This window comes from Glycomyces sp. NPDC021274, assembly GCF_040641195.1.
Taxonomy (GTDB): domain Bacteria; phylum Actinomycetota; class Actinomycetes; order Mycobacteriales; family Micromonosporaceae; genus Glycomyces.
On the sequence record NZ_JBFADC010000009.1, the window covers coordinates 143,163 to 159,016 of the forward strand.

A 15,854-nucleotide genomic window follows, 5' to 3' on the forward strand; every position below is an offset into this window, starting at 1 on the left:
CCGGTGCCGGACATGGACCGTGGGGCCGATGTGGCATCGGCCCCACGGGGGAATTCACTGAATGATCAGGACGGATGGTGGCGAATTCGATACGGCTTCGAGCGGCCGTCCGTCCCGGAATGTGGTACTAGGGTAGGTGTTAGGGACGCTTCCACTCCCGGACGTTCCACAGCGAGGAGGCCTGGCTGGCCGGGTTCACTTCGACGCCCTCGACCATGTCGGTGTTCCAGAAGATCGCCATCGGGCTGTTGTACAGCGGCAGGGTGTACGCCTGCGCGACAGCCTGGGCGCTGATCTGGTTGGCGACCGCGGCGGCCTCGTCCAGGACCAGCGTGGCGCGGACCTGCGGCAGCAGCTCGTTGATGACCGGGTCGTTGTAGTTGCCGTGGTTGGAGTCCGACTCCGTCGAGAAGTACTGGTCGGGCGCGGTGGAGAACGACGGGTCCGAGACCCACGAGAAGACGACCATGTCGAAGTCGCCCTCCGAGAGGGTCGAGGAGAGCTCGTCGTCCCCGAAGCCCTTGAGCTCCAGGTCGATGCCGAGTTCGACCAGCTGGGCCTGGATGATCTCGCCGGTGAGCTTGCGGATCTCGTTCGAGGAGGCGAAGCGGAAGTTGAACAGCACCTGCTCCCCGTCGGGGTTCAGGAGCTTCCCGTCGCCGTTCGTGGTGTAGCCGGCGCCGGTGAGGATGGTCTTCGCCGCCTCGATGTCGCCCTTGCCGTAGTTCGCCGGGCCCGTGAAGTCCTGGTAGTACGGGCTGTTCTCGTTGAAGAAGTGGTTGCCGAGCCACGGGGCTTCGGTCCCGGGGAAGGCCCGCGCCTTGATCTCCTCGATGTCGATCGTGGTGAACACGGCCTGGCGCAGCGCCACGTCCTTGAGGAACGCGTTGTTGACGTTGATGTCGAAGTGCGACCAGGTGCCGCCCGCGTAGGACTCGTACTTCAGCTCGGGCTGGTCGTCGAGCGGCTGCATGAGTTCGAGGCTGAAGTCGTTGGGCCAGCAGCCCGCGATGGTGCCCTGGCGGAGCTCCGTGACCTGCGCTTCGATGCCTTCGACGACCTGCATGGTGATGTTGTCGAAGAAGGGCTTGGCCGAGCCCTGGTACTTGTCGTTGGGCACGTACTTGACGTACTCGCCGACCTTCCAGTCGACCGGCTTGTACGCGCCGACCACGACGTCCCACAGGTCGTCGTTGAAGAAGTTGACCGCGTCGCCCATGATCTCCGGGTCGGTCGCCCAGTCGGCGAAGCCGTTCGCCTCGGCGACGTGGCTCGGCAGGTAGACACCGCCGTTGAAGGCCCACTCGGGGTCGGTCGTGCCTTCCTTGTACGTGATGACGATCTTGCCCGGCTCGGGCTCTTCAATGCTGGCGATGTTCGCACCGGTAGTGCCGGCGGGGAGCGCCTTCTCCTGGTTGGCGTGCAGCGGGTCGCCGGAGGTGCTGTACCACTGGAAGATGAAGTCCTGCAGGCGGACCGGCTCGCCGTCCGACCACTGCGCGCCCTTCTTCAGGGTGAGCTGGATCTGCATCGGCGCCTCGCTGATCAGCTCCGGCGTGCCCTCGAAGATCGCGTCGTCGTAGAAGACGTTGCCTTCGGGGTCGAAGTCGTAGCCGACCTTGCCGACCGGGTTCATTGGCGTCGTGGCGATGTTCGTGGCGGAGGAGTTGCCGGTGCCGGTGTTGATGTTCCAGGCCGACCAGCCGGACGAGACCGCCCAGACGAGTTCGCCTCCGCTCTCGCTGCCGCTGTCGTCGTTGCCGCCGCATGCGGCCAGCATGAGGGCGGAAGAACCGCCGATGGTCAAACCGCCGAGTGCTCTACGAGTCAGAGCCATGAGTGTTCTCCTCCATAGGGTGTCCGGCCGAGGGGTTCGCCTGATGCGCCGTTGGGGGCTTCGTCGCCGTCACGGGGGTCGCGGAGGGGCCAGGCGGGCCGCTCGGCAGTGCTGGGAGCCACAGTGCCATGTATCACCTGGGAACACCACGCATCGGTACGAAGTTGCCTGAGCATTGTTACCGGACCGATACGCGACGGGGGCGGCCGTGCAGGCCGCCCCCGTTTCCGAACCCTTGCCCTACGCGGGCTTCCACTCCTGGATGTTCCACATCGGGCCCGCCTGGCTGTTGCCGTTGGGGACGATCCCGTCGAGGTTCTGGTTGAGGTAGACGACCGACTGCGGCTCGTCGAAGATCGGCAGCGTGAACGCCTGCGGCACGACCATCGCCTCGACGTCGTTCGCGAACTGCGCCGACTCGGCGATGTCGGTCGTGGAGCGCACCTTCGCGATCGCCTCGTCGAGGCCGTCGAGCTGGTACTTGCCGAAGTTCGAGGACGAGTCCGAACCGAAGTACTGCTGCGGCGCGGTCGTGAACGCGGGCGTGCCCGACCAGCCGTAGATGACCAGGTCGAAGTCGGCCTCGGAGAGGACCGTGCCGAGCTGGCCGTCGGGGATCGCCTCGAGGGTCACGTCGATGCCGATCTCGGCCAGATAGGACTGCACGAGCTCACCGGCGAGCGTGCGGGTCGCATCCCCTTCGCCGTAGCGGAAGTTCAGCGTGACCGGGTCGCCGCCGGGCGTCATCAGCGTGTCGCCGGTGGTGTAGCCCGCGGCCTCCAGCACCGCGTTGGCCGCGGCCTCGTCGCCCGTGCCCTGCGGCGGGTCGGCCGCGTTGAGCGCGTCCTCGAAGTAGTCGGACTGCTCGTTGAAGAAGTGGTTCGTGCGGGCCATGACCTCGGTGTCCGGGTAGGCCTTCGCGATGATGTCCGCGTTGTCGATCGCCGTGAACACCGCTTGGCGCAGCGCCTGGTCGGCCAGGAACTCGTTGTTCATGTTCGTGTCGATGTGGAGCCAGATCGAGCCCTCGTAGACCTCGGTCGTGACGGCGTCGTCGTCGGCGACCTTGTCGAGCTCCTCCTGGCTGAACTCCGAGGGCCACGCGCCGTCGATCGAGCCCTGCCGCAGCTCGGTGATGATCGCCTCGGTGCCCTCGACGACCTTCATCGTCAGCTTGTCCAGGGCCGGCTTGGTCGAGCCCTGGTAGTTCTCGTTGGGCTCGAACGTGACGAACTCGCCCGCGGACGCGTCCGTCGGCGTGTACGGCCCGGTCGACCAGGTCGGCGGGTTCTGGGTGAACCAGGTGGCGCTGCCGCCCATCTGGGCCGGGTCGGTGGCCCAGTCCGGGAAGCCGTTGGCCTCGGCGATGTGGGCCGGGTACATCGGCGTCTGGAAGTACTGCCACTCCGGGTCCAGATAACCGTCCACATAGGTCATCGTGACGACGTCGCCCTCCTGCTCGATCGAGGCGACGTTCGCGCCCCAGTCGGTGGAGGCGGGCAGGCACTGGGTCTGGTCGCAGTGCTCGGCACTGCCGGACATCTGGTGCCAGAGGTAGATGAAGTCGTCCACGTCGAACGGGTCGCCGTCGGACCACTGGGCGTTCTCGTTGAGCGTGTACGCCACCGTCATCGGCGACTCGCCGGTCAGCTCCGGGGCCTTCGCGAGGAGCGCGTCGTTGAAGACCCACTCGGCGTCCTGATTGAAGTCGCCCAGCGCGGTCGTCGCCGGAGACAGGGCCTGGTGCAGGTAAGAGGTGTTGCCGTCGGCCGTGTTCTCGTTCCACGACTCCCAGCCCGAGCTCACCGCCCAGGTCACGTCGGTGTCGCCGCCTCCCGATTCGCTGCCGCCGCCGCAGGCGCCGAGCGCCGCGGCGGCGAGCACCGCCGCTCCGGCGAGGGCGCTGGCCCTCGCTTGTGCAGGTCGCATATGACCACTCCCCCGTGTGTGTACATCCACTGTGGGCCGCAAAAAGCCCGCAATTGGATCATCGTTACACCTGGAAGGGCCGGTTTCGGGAAGTTTCGGACAAACGGCGTGGGACGCCGGCGCCTCAGGCCTCCATCTCGGCCGGGAGCGCTCGCGAATGGACGACGGTGAGCCGCGAGACGGCCCGCGTCAAGGCGACGTAGAGGTGGCGCAGGCCGACCCCTTCGATGGTCGCTCCGCCGGTGGCCGGGGCCGCGACGATCTCGGCCGGCTCCACCACCACGACGTGGTCGTACTCCAGGCCCTTCGCGAGGCTCGCCGCGACGAGCTCCACCCGTTCGGTGCCCTCCAGGAGCGGCCGCAGCAATGCGGCGCGTTCGTCGGCTGCGATGACGCCGACGAGGCCTTCCTCAGCGAGGGCGTTGTCGACCGCTTCGCGCACGCCCGCTTCGAGGTCCGCGGTCTCGATCCGGTCGTAGGAGCCGTCGGAGCGGATCGAGTGGGCGGGCGCGACGTCGACCCCGAGGTGCGGCAGGACCCGGTTGGCGAGGGCGATGATGACCGCCGGGACGCGGAAACCCGTGGTCAGCTCGGTGTGCTCGACCTGCTCCTTGCCGAGGTGGCGCATCTGGTCGTGCCAGGAGGAGGCCGCCCACGGGGTGGTGCCCTGGGCGAGGTCGCCGAGCACCGTGACCGAGCCCTTGCCGGAGCGGCGGGCGATCACCCTGCACTGCATCGGCGAGAGGTCCTGCGCCTCGTCGATCACGATGTGGCCGAACGACTCCGAAGGCTCACGCAGCCGCAGGTGCGACTCGATCTCGTCGAAGATGAGCAGGTCCCCCGGGGTCGGCTTCGCGGCCTTGCCGGTGAGGAGCGCCGCCTCGTCCTCGGTGAGGATGCCGCGCGTGGCGTCGGCACGGAAGGCCGCATCGCCGTAGAGCTGCTTCATCACCATTTTGGTGTTGAGCTTCGGCCACACCGCCTCCATGAACGCCCGCACCGACTCCGTGCGCTTGAGCTTCGTCGCCCACTTGCCGTCCGGGGAGTGGCCCGAGCGGATCTCGGCCTGGCGGCGCGCGCCCTGCACGATCGCGTCCTCCACCGCTTTGCGCCCGGCGGTGTAGGTGCGGGTGTGCTTGCGGGCGTTGGTGATCGCCTCGTCGAGGTAGCGCTGGCCGAGGCGCCAGCGCCAGCCGCCGTCGGCGATGAGGAGGCCTTCGTCGGGGGTGACGCCGCCGTCTGCGGCGGTGCCGACGCGGCCCCAGACGGCGCGTTCGCAGACGAGGGCCATGCGGGCGTCGTGCTTGACGAGGGCGGCTTCGTGGGTGTCGGCGGCGAGGGCGGTGTGGGCGCCGGTGAGCTGCTGGACGGTGACCTGCCAGACGGAGGATTCGCCGAGGGTGGGGAGGACGCCGGAGATGTAGGAGAGGAAGCCTTCGTTGGGGCCGACGACGAGGACGCCGGCCTTGTCGAGCTTCTCGGTGTAGTTGTAGAGCAGCCAGGCGGCGCGGTGGAGGCCGACGGCGGTCTTGCCGGTGCCGGGGGCGCCTTGGACGCAGAGGTTGACGGCGGCTTCGCGGCGGATGAGCTCGTCCTGCTCGGGCTGGATGGTGGCGACGATGTCGCGCATCGGGCCGGTGCGGGGGCGTTCGATCTCCTCGGTGAGGATGTCGGAGGCGACTTCTTCGCCGAGGAGGAGGTTCTCGTCCTCGAAGCCGGTGATGCGGGCGCCTTGGAAGCCGAAGCGGCGGCGTCTGGCGACGTCTTGGCGGTGGTGGGCGGAGGCGCGGTAGTACTGCTCGGCGAGCGGGGCGCGCCAGTCGATGACGAGCGGGTCGCCGTGCTCGTCGCGGATGTGGCGGCGGCCGATGTGGAAGTCCTCGCCGTCGTCCATCCAGATGCGGCCGAAGAAGAGGGCGATGTCGCGTTCGGTGAGGTCGGCGAGGCGGGGGACGGTGAAGTTGGCCATGACCCAGCCGAAGTGCTGGTCGGCGCCGACGTCGCCGATGCCGAGGTTCTTGCCGGATTCGTCGAAGTCGCCGGCGTAGGTGCGGTGGATGGCTTCGGTGACCTCGCGCATGGCGGCCATCTGGGCGCGGGCGTATTCGTGATGGTCGAGTTCGGCTTGGAGTTCGTTTTCGGACACAGCTCTTCTCCCGGTGGATTCGGACAGGATTGAAGCAGACGAACCGTCGAGCTTACTTGCGCCTGACCTGCGGGAGCAATTGATTTACGGCACTACCGGGCCGCGAGGGGCTTGACGTCGACGAGGCGGCCGTCGTCGCGGTGGAGGACCCAGCCGGTGCCGGGCGGGGCGGTGTCGGGGGCGTCGAGCGGGAGGGTGAGGTCGTGGCCGGCGAGGTCGTGGCCGTCGCGGGCGGCGACGGCGACGAGGAGTGCGGCGAGGACGATGCCTTCGGCGCAGACGACGGTGGTGCGGCGGGGGTCGGGGAGGGTGCGGAGTGCCTTGGCGGCCAGCCAGACCGCGGTGTGGGCGGCGCCGGGGAGCTTGGGGGCGGCGGCGCTGAGGTCCTCGGTGGCGGTGACGCGGAGGTCGAGGCGGCTGGCGAGTGGCGCGAGGGTGTCGGTGCAGGCGCGGGCGGGGCCGCTGAGGAGTGCGGTGGGGTTGTAGAGCTGGAGGAAGTCGGCGAGGGCCCAGGCGCGGCGCGACTGGGCGTCGGTGAGGGGGGCCGGTTCGGCTGCGGGGAGGGCGACGTGGCGCAGGAGGATGAGGGCGGAGAGCATCAGCGGCCCCCGTTCGCGCGGAGGCGGGACGAGGGCCGGGGTTCGGCAACCGGGAGACGCATATTGAAGATGCTTCATCCCTAAGTGAACTGTGGATGAACCCGAAGTTGAAGCGGAGGTGAACAGTCCGCAGCAGAGGCGTCGCTCCCGGCGACGCTTGCGAGCCGAATATTTGCTAGGGCTGGTAGCGGAGGTCTTCGTACTCGTCGTGGCGCTGGATCCAGCGGTCCACGAACGGGCAGGTCGGGTAGGCCTTGGTGCCTTTGGCGCGGAGGTCGTCGAGGGCGTGGCGCACGAGCCGGTCGCCCCAGCCCTGCCCGCGCAGGGATCGGTCCACTTCGGTGTGGGGCAGCACGAAGAAGTCCTCGCGCGGGAGGTACTCCAGGTAACCGAGCACGGTCCCGGCGTCGTCGCGCAGCTCGTACCGGTGCTCGTCGACATTCTCGACCACAGAAAGATCCGCCATGCGGCCAACCCTATCCAGACGCGGGGCCCGTCAGCGAGGATCTGGGGGCTCGCACACGTCCGGGAATAGCGAGCGAGACGAGTGCTGCGGCGGCGCAGATGCAGGCGGCGGCGGTGAAGACCTCGGCGTACTGGGTGGCGAGGGCCGAGTTGAACGCTTCGAGGTAGTCCGCTTGGAGCGCAAGGTACTCGGCTTCGGGAATGCCGAACGGCAGGGGCGTGTCGAGGTCGGCGGTGGCCTGCTGGAAGCGGTGGAGGCTCCAGGAGGTGAGGGCGGCGACGCCGATGAGCATGCCCATCATGCGGGCGACGACGACCGCGGCGGAGGCCGTGCCGTGGCTGTCCTCGGGGGTGGTGCGCAGGGCGGCGGAGGAGAGCGGGGCGATGGTGGCGCCGAGGGCGGCCCCGGCGAGGGCGAGGCCGGGTTCGATGTCGGGCACGGCGGTGCCGATCCACCAGTAGGCGGCTGCCGCGGCGGCGAAGCCGCTCACTGTGGGAAGGCGTTCGCCGAGGCGGGAGGCGAGGAACCCGCCGAGGAGCGCGCCGGCGGGCAGTCCGATGAGGAACCAGAGCAGGAGCAGCGCGCCGCCCGCGGCGTCGAGCCCGCGGAGGGTCTGGGCGAGCAGCTGCACGTCGACGAGGGTGACCATGAGGACGGCCCCCGCAGCCAGGCTCGCGGCGAGCCCGGCGGCGAACGGCCGCCAGGAGACGCCCGCGGGGTCGAGGAGTCGCGTGGAGGACTGCCACTGCTGCAGCCCGAAGAGGGCGAGGACGGCGACGCCCGCGAGGACGGTGGGCACGCCCCAGGAGGGCAGGACGGCGTGCTCGGGGTCGGGGTTGTAGAGCCCGACGGTGAAGAGCCCCAAGGCGACGGCGAGCAGGAGCCCGCCGAGGTAGTCGACGCGCCCGGCGTCCGGCCGCCGCTCGGCCTTCGGCAGGGCGTAGTGGATCGCCAGCATCGCGAGCACGGCGAGGGGCACGTTGATCCAGAAGATCCCGCGCCACCCGACGAGGGCGGCGACGCCCGCGCCGAACAGCGGCCCGATGACGGCCCCGAGTTCCTGTGCGGCGCCGACCCAGCCGAGGACGGCGGGGCGCCGCCGGGCGGCGAAGAGGTCGGCGGCGAGCGCCATGGTGACCGGCAGGAGGGCGCCGCCCGCGAGACCTTGGAGGGCCCGTCCGGCGACGAGGGGCCAGAGGTCGGTCGCGGTCGCGCTGATGACGGACCCGATGGCGAACGCGGCGAGGCAGGCGTGGATGACGGGCGCGCGCCCGAGCCGGTCGGAGAGGCGCCCGAGGAGCGGCATCCCGGCGGTGTAGCCGAGGAGGTACCCGGTCACGAGCGGCGTGGCCCGCTCGAGGTGGTTGACCGGGATGTGGAACTCGCCGATCATGTCGACGAGCACCGTCACCAGGACGTAGGCGTCGATCGAGCCGATGAGGACGGCGGCTCCGGCCGCGCTGATGGCGAGCCGGCGGCGGCCCGCCTCAGAGCGCTGCAGCTTAGGGCGCGTCAATCTGGACCGGTTCGTCGTAGTCGGAGAGGAGCAGCGTCACGGTCGCGTCGCCTTGGGAGAACTCGGCTTTCACGACGCGGGCGGTCTCCTGGTCGAACCAGACGGTGGCCTTGTGCCAATCCCCTTCGGCGGGGATGAGGGTGGCGAACGCGGCGGGGTCGAACTCGACGGCGTACCGGTAGGTGTCGACGCCGTCGAGGTTCTCGGTGTCCTCCGGTTCGGCCGAATCGACCGATTCCAGGAGGGTGGCGACGCCGGAGTCGGGGTCGAGGAGCAGCGTGGGGTCGTACGGGAGCATGTCGTCGCCGACCGGGATCTGCTGGAAGCCGCCGGTGGGTCCCTTGACCCAGGCGTCCTCGCCGATGATCACGTACTCGGCTTCGATGTCCATGCCGAAGGCCATGAGGATCCCGGTGCCCTGCGCGGAGCCGTCGGCCGTGACCGCCCCGTCGGCGGCTTTGATCTCGAGGCCGGGGACGTCGCCGTCCACGGCGAGGTCGAAGCGGACGGTCTCGACCTCGCGCATGGCGGCGGCGGCGTCGGGCATCATCTCGTCGGCGGGCGGCAGGTCCCCGCCGCCCGAGCAGGCGGCGGCCGCGACGAGCGCGAGACCGGCGGTGACCACGAGGGGTATCGATCGCATGAGCCGATCCTATGCCGTGCGGAACACCGGTGGGCGACCTCGACGCGGGCACCGGCGTGACCTGCCTCAGGCCGCTCAAGACCACAGCGGCCGTGCAGGATCCCGGTGTTAGTGTCGGCCGCAGGAAACCCCATGTGACACCCCGTGGAACGCCGTCGAAAGACTGCGCTGTCGAAAGGACACCCTGCCGTGCTCGCGAACCCCGTCTTCCGCTACCGCATGCTGACCCTCGCCGAGGGGTGGTCGTTCGTGCTGCTCCTCGTGTTCGGCTCGCTCCTGAGCCGCATCTCCGACATCGACCTCGTCATGCCGCTCGGGGCCCTCCACGGCGCCCTGTTCGTGCTCCTGGTCCTCGCGACCCTCTTCATCCGCCGCCGCCTCCAGTGGGGCCTCGGCACGACCCTCGTCGCCCTGATCTGCTCGGTGGTCCCGCTGGCGCCGTTCTTCTTCCACCACGCGAAGAAGGACGAGTTCCTGGCGGCCGAGCACGCCGCCGCCCAGCCGGCCTAGGCCCGCAACGCAAAAAGATCCGCCCGAGTCGAAACGACTCGGGCGGATCCGTGCTGTGCCCCCGGCAGGATTCGAACCTGCGACACCTGGTCCCGGAAACCAGTGCTCTATCCACTGAGCTACGGAGGCATGGCCTGACTGAACAGGCCGCCACGATGCTACCAGTTCGCGGGCGCGGGGTCGCAGCCGGTTTGGCCGGTGAGGATCACACCCGGGTGAGTGCGGCCGTTTCGCGGGAGGAATGTCGGACGGCGGGTCTAGGCTGACCCGGCGGAAACCTCCGAGCCTAGCTGACACGCTGGGGGTTCGGTGTTCAAAACCCCGGAAAACCGCAACATCTTGGGGCGACCCCGAGCACCGACCACTACATGTATGATTCTGCTCTGTCAGGTCGGTGCTGTCAGTTCCCGTTCCCACTGCGCGGGGAGGGCGGCGCCGCCGCGCCGCCGGCGCGATCTGCAGGAGATCGCACGCCGCGTCGCACGACCGCGCCGCACAACCACGACGCACCGCCACATCGCACAAGGACTCCGAGGGGATGCAGAGATGACCGGGCTCGCCACCACGCCATCCGCCACCACGACCGCACCGCAGCAGCGGGAACCCGAGCAGGGTCCCGCCGCCCGCATCGCCGAGCGCCTCCGCGTGCACGCCGCGGGACTGCCCGATGTGGACGCCGAGAAGGTCATCGCCCAGATCGAGGCGGGTCTCTGGCCCGGCGCGACCCTGCCGGCCCTGCGCGAGCGGGCCATCGAGATCACCTCGGCCACCGTCGCCTCCGAGCCCACCTACTCCAAGCTCGCCGCGCGGCTCCTCGCCGAGCACATCGCGGACGAGACCGCGGGCGAAGGCGTCACCTCGTTCACGACCTCCATCGCCGCCTCCAACGCCAACGGCCTGCTCGCGGACGACCTGGTGGCGTTCGTGAACGCCAACGCCGCAGCGCTCGACGCCGTGATCGACGAGGCCGCGGACGACCGCTTCGAGTACTTCGGCCTGCGCACGGTCTACGACCGCTACCTGCTGCGCCACCCCGAGCACCGCACCGTGCTCGAGCGCCCCCAGTACTTCATGCTCCGCGTCGCGTGCGGGCTGAGCCAGTCGGTCGAGGAGGCCGCCGAACTCTACCGCCTGCTGTCGACGCTCTCGTACCTGCCGTCGTCGCCGACCCTGTTCAACTCGGGCACGCGCCGCGCGCAGCTCTCCTCCTGCTTCCTGCTGGACTCGCCGAAGGACGAGCTGGACTCGATCTACGAGCGGTACAGCCAGGTCGCGCGGCTCTCGAAGTACGCGGGCGGCATCGGCATCGCGTGGTCGCGCGTGCGTTCGCGCGGCTCGCTGATCCGCGGCACGAACGGGCACTCGAACGGCATCGTGCCGTGGCTGCGGACCCTCGACTCCTCGGTCGCCGCCGTGAACCAGGGCGGCCGCCGCAAGGGCGCCGCGTGCGTCTACCTCGCCTCCTGGCACGCCGACATCGAGGAGTTCCTCGAGCTGCGCGACAACACCGGCGACAACGAGCGCCGCACCCACAACCTGAACCTCGCCAACTGGATCCCCGACGAGTTCATGCGCCGCGTCGAGGACGACGCGCAGTGGTCCCTCTTCGACCCGAAGGAGACCCCCGAGCTGGTCGACCTCTGGGGCGACGACTTCGACCAGGCCTACCGGGCCGCCGAGGCCGCGGGCAAGGCCAAGAAGGCCGTCTCGGCGCGCGAACTGTACGGGCGCATGATGCGCACGCTCGCGCAGACCGGCAACGGCTGGATGACCTTCTCCGACACCGCGAACCGCACCTCGAACCAGACGGCGCGCAAAGAGAACGTCATCCACCTCTCGAACCTGTGCACCGAGATCCTCGAGGTGACCAACGACTCCGAGACCGCCGTGTGCAACCTCGGTTCGGTGAACCTCTCCGAGCACACCACGCCCGAAGGCTTCGACTTCGAGCGGCTCGAGACCACGGTGCGCACCGCCGTCAAGTTCCTCGACCGCACCATCGACCTCGGCTTCTACCCGACCGCGGAGGCCGAGAAGGCCAACCGCAAGTGGCGCCCGATCGGCCTGGGCTGCATGGGCCTGGCCGACGTGTTCTTCAAGCTGAAGCTCGCGTTCGACTCAGAGGAGGCGCTGGCGCTCTCGACCGCGATCGCCGAGCGCATCGCGATCGTCGCGTACGAGACCTCCGCGGGGCTCGCCGCCGAGCTCGGGGCGCACCCGAACTTCGCGGAGACCCGCGCCGCCGACGGCGTGCTGCACATCGACCACTACCAGGACGCCCGCCTGACCCTCGGCGAGCGCTGGGACGCGGTCCGCGCCCGGATCGGCGAGCACGGCCTGCGCAACTCGCTGATGATCGCGATCGCGCCGACCGCGACGATCGCCTCGATCGCCGGCTGCGCCGAATGCATCGAGCCCGTGGTGTCGAACGTCTTCAAGCGCGAAACCCTCTCGGGCGAGTTCCTGCAGGTCAACCGCCACCTGATCACCGAGCTCAAGGAGCGCGGGATCTGGAGCGAGCAGGTGCGCCAGGCGATCATCGTCGCCGAGGGCTCCGTGCAGGGCGTCAAGGAGATCCCGGCGGACCTCCAGGAGCGGTACCGCACCGCCTGGGAGCTGCCGCAGAAGGCGCTCATCGACCTGGCCGCAGCGCGCACGCCGTTCATCGACCAGGCCCAGTCGCTCAACCTGTTCCAGGCCGCGCCGACCATCGGCAAGCTCTCCTCGATGTACCGGTACGCCTGGAAGTCGGGCCTGAAGACCACGTACTACCTGCGCAGCCGCCCGGCCACGCGCATCAACCAGACCACGGTCAGCGCGCCCGCCGCCACGACGCCCACCGAACTCGAGGTCGTCCCGGCCGACATCGCGTGCTCCCTGGAGAACCCGGAGAGCTGCGAGGCCTGCCAGTAGGACGTCGCAAGACGGGCGGGGCCTTCGGGCCCCGCCCGCACCATCCCCACGCCGCCACCCCGCCCACCGCAAACGAGAGAGGACCCGCCGATGCTGCTCGACCCGGGCATGAACCTGACACTGCGACCGATGAAGTACCCGGACTTCTACGAGCAGTACAAGGACGCCATCAAGAACACCTGGCACGTGGAGGAGGTCGACCTCGCGTCCGACCTGACGGACCTGAACGCGTTCACGCCCCAGGAGCAGCACCTCATCCACCGCCTCGTGGCGTTCTTCGCCACCGGCGACACGATCGTCGCGAACAACCTGGTCCTCAACCTGTACCAGCACATCAACTCCCCCGAGGGGCGCCTGTACCTGTCGCGCCAGCTCTTCGAGGAGGCCGTGCACGTCCAGTTCTACCTGACGCTGCTCGACACCTACCTGCCCGACCCGGAGGAGCGCACGAAGGCGTTCGACGCGGTCAACAACATCCCGTCGATCAAGCGCAAGGCCGACTTCTGCTTCAAGTGGATCGACTCGGCCTTCGACATGCAGGAGCTGAAGACCGCCGCGGACCGCCGCACGTTCCTGCTCAACCTCATCTGCTTCGCCGCGTGCATCGAGGGCCTGTTCTTCTACGGCGCCTTCGCCTACGTGTACTGGCTGCGCAGCCGTGGCCTGCTCGACGGGCTCGCCACCGGCACGAACTGGGTCTTCCGCGACGAGTCCTGCCACATGAACTTCGCGTTCAGCGTGGTCGACCAGGTGCGCCAGGAGGAGCCGGAGCTCTTCGACGAGCAGATGCACCGCGAGGTCGTCGCGATGATGGAGGAGGCCGTGGAGGCCGAGCTCCAGTTCGCCGAGGACCTCATCGGCGACGGCATGCCCGGCATGACCGTCAAGGACATGAAGTCGTACCTGGAGTACGCCGCCGACCAGCGCCTCGTGCGCCTCGGCATGCCGAAGCAGTGGGGTTCGGAGAACCCGTTCCCGTTCATGGCGCTCCAGGACGTGCAAGAGCTGACGAACTTCTTCGAACGGCGCGCGACCGCCTACCAAGTGGCCGTGGAAGGCAAGGTCGACCTCGACGAGGAGTTCTGATCTGAGGCCGCGGCGGCACGGCGAAGCGTGCGAGCCGTGATGTGTCCCGCTGCGGCGAAGGGCCCGGTACGCGAGGTACCGGGCCCTTTTTCGCTGCTTCGTCTTGTCGCTGCCCTCTCTCGAGGGCGTCCTAGCCGGCGTCGCGGACGAACATGGCGCCCGTGGCGTCCGTGCCGTCCTTCAGCTGGGCGACGCACTGGAACGTGCCGTCGCCGCCGACGTACACGTCCGTGGTCCAGTCGAGCGAGTCGCCGCCGATGAGCTGCGAGAGCGGGCCGCCTTCGGCCTGCGCGTTCACACAGGCGGCGGCGACGGTCGCGTCGGCTCGGGCCCCGGCGGCGTCGGTGACGCCTTCAGGGAGCGGGCCGGTCGCGTAGGCCTCCCACCGGTGGGCGGCGTCGCAGTCGGCGGCGGCGAAGTTCGCGTCGAAGCACGCGGGCTCCGAGACGCAGCCGACCCCTTCGGTCTGGAGCGTGCACGTGCTGACGTAGTCGCCCGCGTTGGACTGCTCCGCCAGGTCGGGGGTCTCCTCGCCGCCGAACAGCTTGATGCCGCCGAAGACGAGGAGGGCCAGGATGACCAGGGCGCCCGCGCCCATGCCGACGATGCGGCCGACGCTCGAGTCGTTGTCGCCCTCCTTGAGGCGGCGCTCGCGGCGGGTCAGGCCGGTCTCGTTGCGCGGCACGGGGACCGGCAGGCGCGAATCGTGGTCGTCGCGGCTCCCGCCGGAGGCGAAGGACTTCCACGCGGTGGTCTCGCCGCCGAAGTCGTCCTCCTGGCCCGCGGGGCCGCCCACGGCCGGGCTGACCGGCGGGTTGGGGAGGCGCGTGTTCAGGTCCGGGACGACCGGGGAGGTGAACGGCGCTTCGAGTCCGGCCGCGGCCGCGCGTACCGGCTGCGGTTCGGGGGTCCGGCCGCGGCGCTTGCCGGGGGCGAGCCGCAGCGTCGAGGGCGCGTCGGGGAACGCGCTCGGGTCGAGCTGGGCGTAGCCGGGGGGCGAGGCCGTGCGGGCCTCCTCCCGCGGCGGGGAGGAGTACGCGCCGAAGACGCCGACGCCTTGGGGCGCAGGGGAACTCGGCGGCGGGTCGTCGGTGACGCGGGAGAAGACCCCGGTTGAGGCCTCGGGGATGCTCGCGAGGAACTCGCGGAACTCGACCGCGGTCGGGCGCCCGCCGGGGTTGTTGATCAGGGCGGTGCGCAGCATCTCGAGGAGCAGCGGCGATATGCCGGGGATCGCCGGGATCGGCTGGTCGAACAGGGCCGCCACGTCGTTGATGTCGAGGACCCCGTCGACGGGGAACCGCGGCGGCGTGCCGGAGAGCATCGTGTAGAGCGTCGCGGCGAGCGAGTAGACGTCGGCGCTGGGGCCGACCTCGCGCATCTGGAAGACCTCCAGGGGCGCGTACGCGGGCGTGGCCATGGTCGAGACGGGCTCGCCCGGGCGGGGCGCGGCGATGAGGCTCGAGAGGCCGAAGTCGCCGAGCACGGCGTGGCCGTGGTGGTCGACGAGGAGGTTCGCGGGCTTGACGTCGCGGTGGACGATGCCGGCCTCGTGGGCGGCGGCGAGGGCGTCCGCGATGCGGATGCCGATCTCGATGGTCCGGTGCGGGGGGATGCGGGTGTGCCGGTCGAGGAGGTCGGCCACGGTGCCGCGGCAGCGCTCCATGACGACGTACGGGTTCGCCTGGTGGGTGAGGCCGGCGGAGAGCATCTTGACCACGCACGGGTGGCCGGAGAGGCGCCCGGCGGTCTGGACCTCGCGGCGGAAGCGCTCGCGGGCGTCGTCGTCGGTGAGCGGCCGGGCCTCGACCTTGACGGCGACTTCGGAGCCGTCGTCGTACCGGGTGGCGCTGTAGACGATCGAGAAGGCGCCGCGGTCGATCTCGCGGAAGCCGGTGAGGCGCTCGATGCCGTGGAAGAGGGCTTCCGGATCGGTATCGGGGCGCTGACCTGGGGGTGAGACGGGGGCGGACGGGGCGAGGTGGGGATCGGTTGGAGCACCGTAGGACGAGATGGTGTCCACTGTGATACAGCCTCCGTTCTCGGCGACGCGCACGGGCGTGAACCCGTGCTGGCGTCGTACCTGGTGCAGGTCGGTGCGCCGATCATCTGATCGGTGCATGGGGTTGTTCCGGACCTCAGGTCGCGGCACTCGGGCCTGGGGGAACCGAGTCATGGGACCTTTGACGCATAACGTTACGGCAACGCG

11 protein-coding genes and 1 tRNA gene are annotated in these 15,854 nt (G+C 69.7%); 3 read left to right on the forward strand and 9 right to left on the reverse strand.

What is annotated here, in order from left to right; translation table 11 throughout:
• Positions 1 to 139 precede the first annotated feature (139 nt).
• The 7 genes from AB0I03_RS19545 to AB0I03_RS19575 all read right to left on the reverse strand — a co-directional run bounded on the left by AB0I03_RS19545 (position 140) and on the right by AB0I03_RS19575 (position 9,136).
• Complete coding sequence (locus AB0I03_RS19545; RefSeq protein ID WP_360414765.1) at positions 140 to 1,837, reverse strand: ABC transporter substrate-binding protein; 1,698 nt, start codon at positions 1,835 to 1,837, stop codon at positions 140 to 142.
• 240 nt (positions 1,838 to 2,077) lie between these two features.
• Positions 2,078 to 3,766 carry an ABC transporter family substrate-binding protein gene (locus AB0I03_RS19550; RefSeq protein ID WP_360414767.1) on the reverse strand — a complete coding sequence of 563 codons (1,689 nt, stop codon included), beginning with the start codon at positions 3,764 to 3,766 and terminating at the stop codon, positions 2,078 to 2,080.
• A gap of 124 nt (positions 3,767 to 3,890) precedes the next feature.
• Positions 3,891 to 5,912 carry an AAA family ATPase gene (locus tag AB0I03_RS19555; protein WP_360414769.1) on the reverse strand — a complete coding sequence of 674 codons (2,022 nt, stop codon included), beginning with the start codon at positions 5,910 to 5,912 and terminating at the stop codon, positions 3,891 to 3,893.
• Positions 5,913 to 6,004: 92 nt separating this feature from the next.
• A complete protein-coding gene (locus AB0I03_RS19560; RefSeq protein WP_360414771.1) occupies positions 6,005 to 6,511 on the reverse strand; it encodes a hypothetical protein in 507 nt (168 codons plus the stop codon).
• Between the two features lie 175 nt (positions 6,512 to 6,686).
• Positions 6,687 to 6,977 (reverse strand): GNAT family N-acetyltransferase, encoded by a 291-nt coding sequence (locus AB0I03_RS19565; protein WP_270116110.1) that lies wholly within the window; start codon positions 6,975 to 6,977, stop codon positions 6,687 to 6,689.
• Positions 6,978 to 6,987: 10 nt separating this feature from the next.
• A complete protein-coding gene (locus AB0I03_RS19570; RefSeq protein WP_360414773.1) occupies positions 6,988 to 8,493 on the reverse strand; it encodes an MFS transporter in 1,506 nt (501 codons plus the stop codon).
• Positions 8,480 to 9,136, reverse strand: a complete 657-nt coding sequence (locus AB0I03_RS19575; RefSeq protein ID WP_360414775.1) for an LppX_LprAFG lipoprotein — start codon at positions 9,134 to 9,136, stop codon at positions 8,480 to 8,482. Before AB0I03_RS19575 ends, AB0I03_RS19570 begins: the two co-directional genes overlap by 14 nt.
• A 189-nt stretch (positions 9,137 to 9,325) precedes the next feature.
• On the opposite strand from AB0I03_RS19575, the gene AB0I03_RS19580 reads away from it, so the two are divergent.
• Positions 9,326 to 9,646, forward strand: a complete 321-nt coding sequence (locus AB0I03_RS19580) for a DUF3817 domain-containing protein (RefSeq protein WP_360414777.1) — start codon at positions 9,326 to 9,328, stop codon at positions 9,644 to 9,646.
• A gap of 56 nt (positions 9,647 to 9,702) precedes the next feature.
• Here AB0I03_RS19580 and AB0I03_RS19585 read toward each other — a convergent pair.
• Positions 9,703 to 9,775: transfer RNA gene (locus AB0I03_RS19585), tRNA-Arg, on the reverse strand.
• Between the two features lie 417 nt (positions 9,776 to 10,192).
• Here AB0I03_RS19585 and AB0I03_RS19590 point away from each other — a divergent pair.
• Both AB0I03_RS19590 and AB0I03_RS19595 read left to right on the forward strand, forming a co-directional pair.
• Complete coding sequence (locus AB0I03_RS19590; RefSeq protein ID WP_360414779.1) at positions 10,193 to 12,559, forward strand: ribonucleoside-diphosphate reductase subunit alpha; 2,367 nt, start codon at positions 10,193 to 10,195, stop codon at positions 12,557 to 12,559.
• 90 nt (positions 12,560 to 12,649) lie between these two features.
• Positions 12,650 to 13,645 (forward strand): ribonucleotide-diphosphate reductase subunit beta, encoded by a 996-nt coding sequence (locus tag AB0I03_RS19595; protein ID WP_270116103.1) that lies wholly within the window; start codon positions 12,650 to 12,652, stop codon positions 13,643 to 13,645.
• A gap of 130 nt (positions 13,646 to 13,775) precedes the next feature.
• Here the strand turns inward: AB0I03_RS19595 and AB0I03_RS19600 are convergent, their stop codons facing one another.
• Entirely contained in the window at positions 13,776 to 15,668 is a 1,893-nt protein-coding gene (locus tag AB0I03_RS19600; protein ID WP_360414781.1) for a protein kinase, read from the reverse strand.
• Positions 15,669 to 15,854 lie beyond the last annotated feature (186 nt).

Bases quoted from the DNA above. Each gene is read 5' to 3' on its own strand.
- AB0I03_RS19545 (WP_360414765.1), bottom strand. From the start codon at position 1,837: ATGGCTCTGACTCGTAGAGCACTCGGCGGTTTGACCATCGGCGGTTCT.
- AB0I03_RS19550 (WP_360414767.1), bottom strand. From the start codon at position 3,766: ATGCGACCTGCACAAGCGAGGGCCAGCGCCCTCGCCGGAGCGGCGGTG.
- AB0I03_RS19560 (WP_360414771.1), bottom strand. From the start codon at position 6,511: ATGCTCTCCGCCCTCATCCTCCTGCGCCACGTCGCCCTCCCCGCAGCC.
- AB0I03_RS19565 (WP_270116110.1), bottom strand. From the start codon at position 6,977: ATGGCGGATCTTTCTGTGGTCGAGAATGTCGACGAGCACCGGTACGAG.
- AB0I03_RS19575 (WP_360414775.1), bottom strand. From the start codon at position 9,136: ATGCGATCGATACCCCTCGTGGTCACCGCCGGTCTCGCGCTCGTCGCG.
- AB0I03_RS19590 (WP_360414779.1), top strand. From the start codon at position 10,193: ATGACCGGGCTCGCCACCACGCCATCCGCCACCACGACCGCACCGCAG.
- AB0I03_RS19595 (WP_270116103.1), top strand. From the start codon at position 12,650: ATGCTGCTCGACCCGGGCATGAACCTGACACTGCGACCGATGAAGTAC.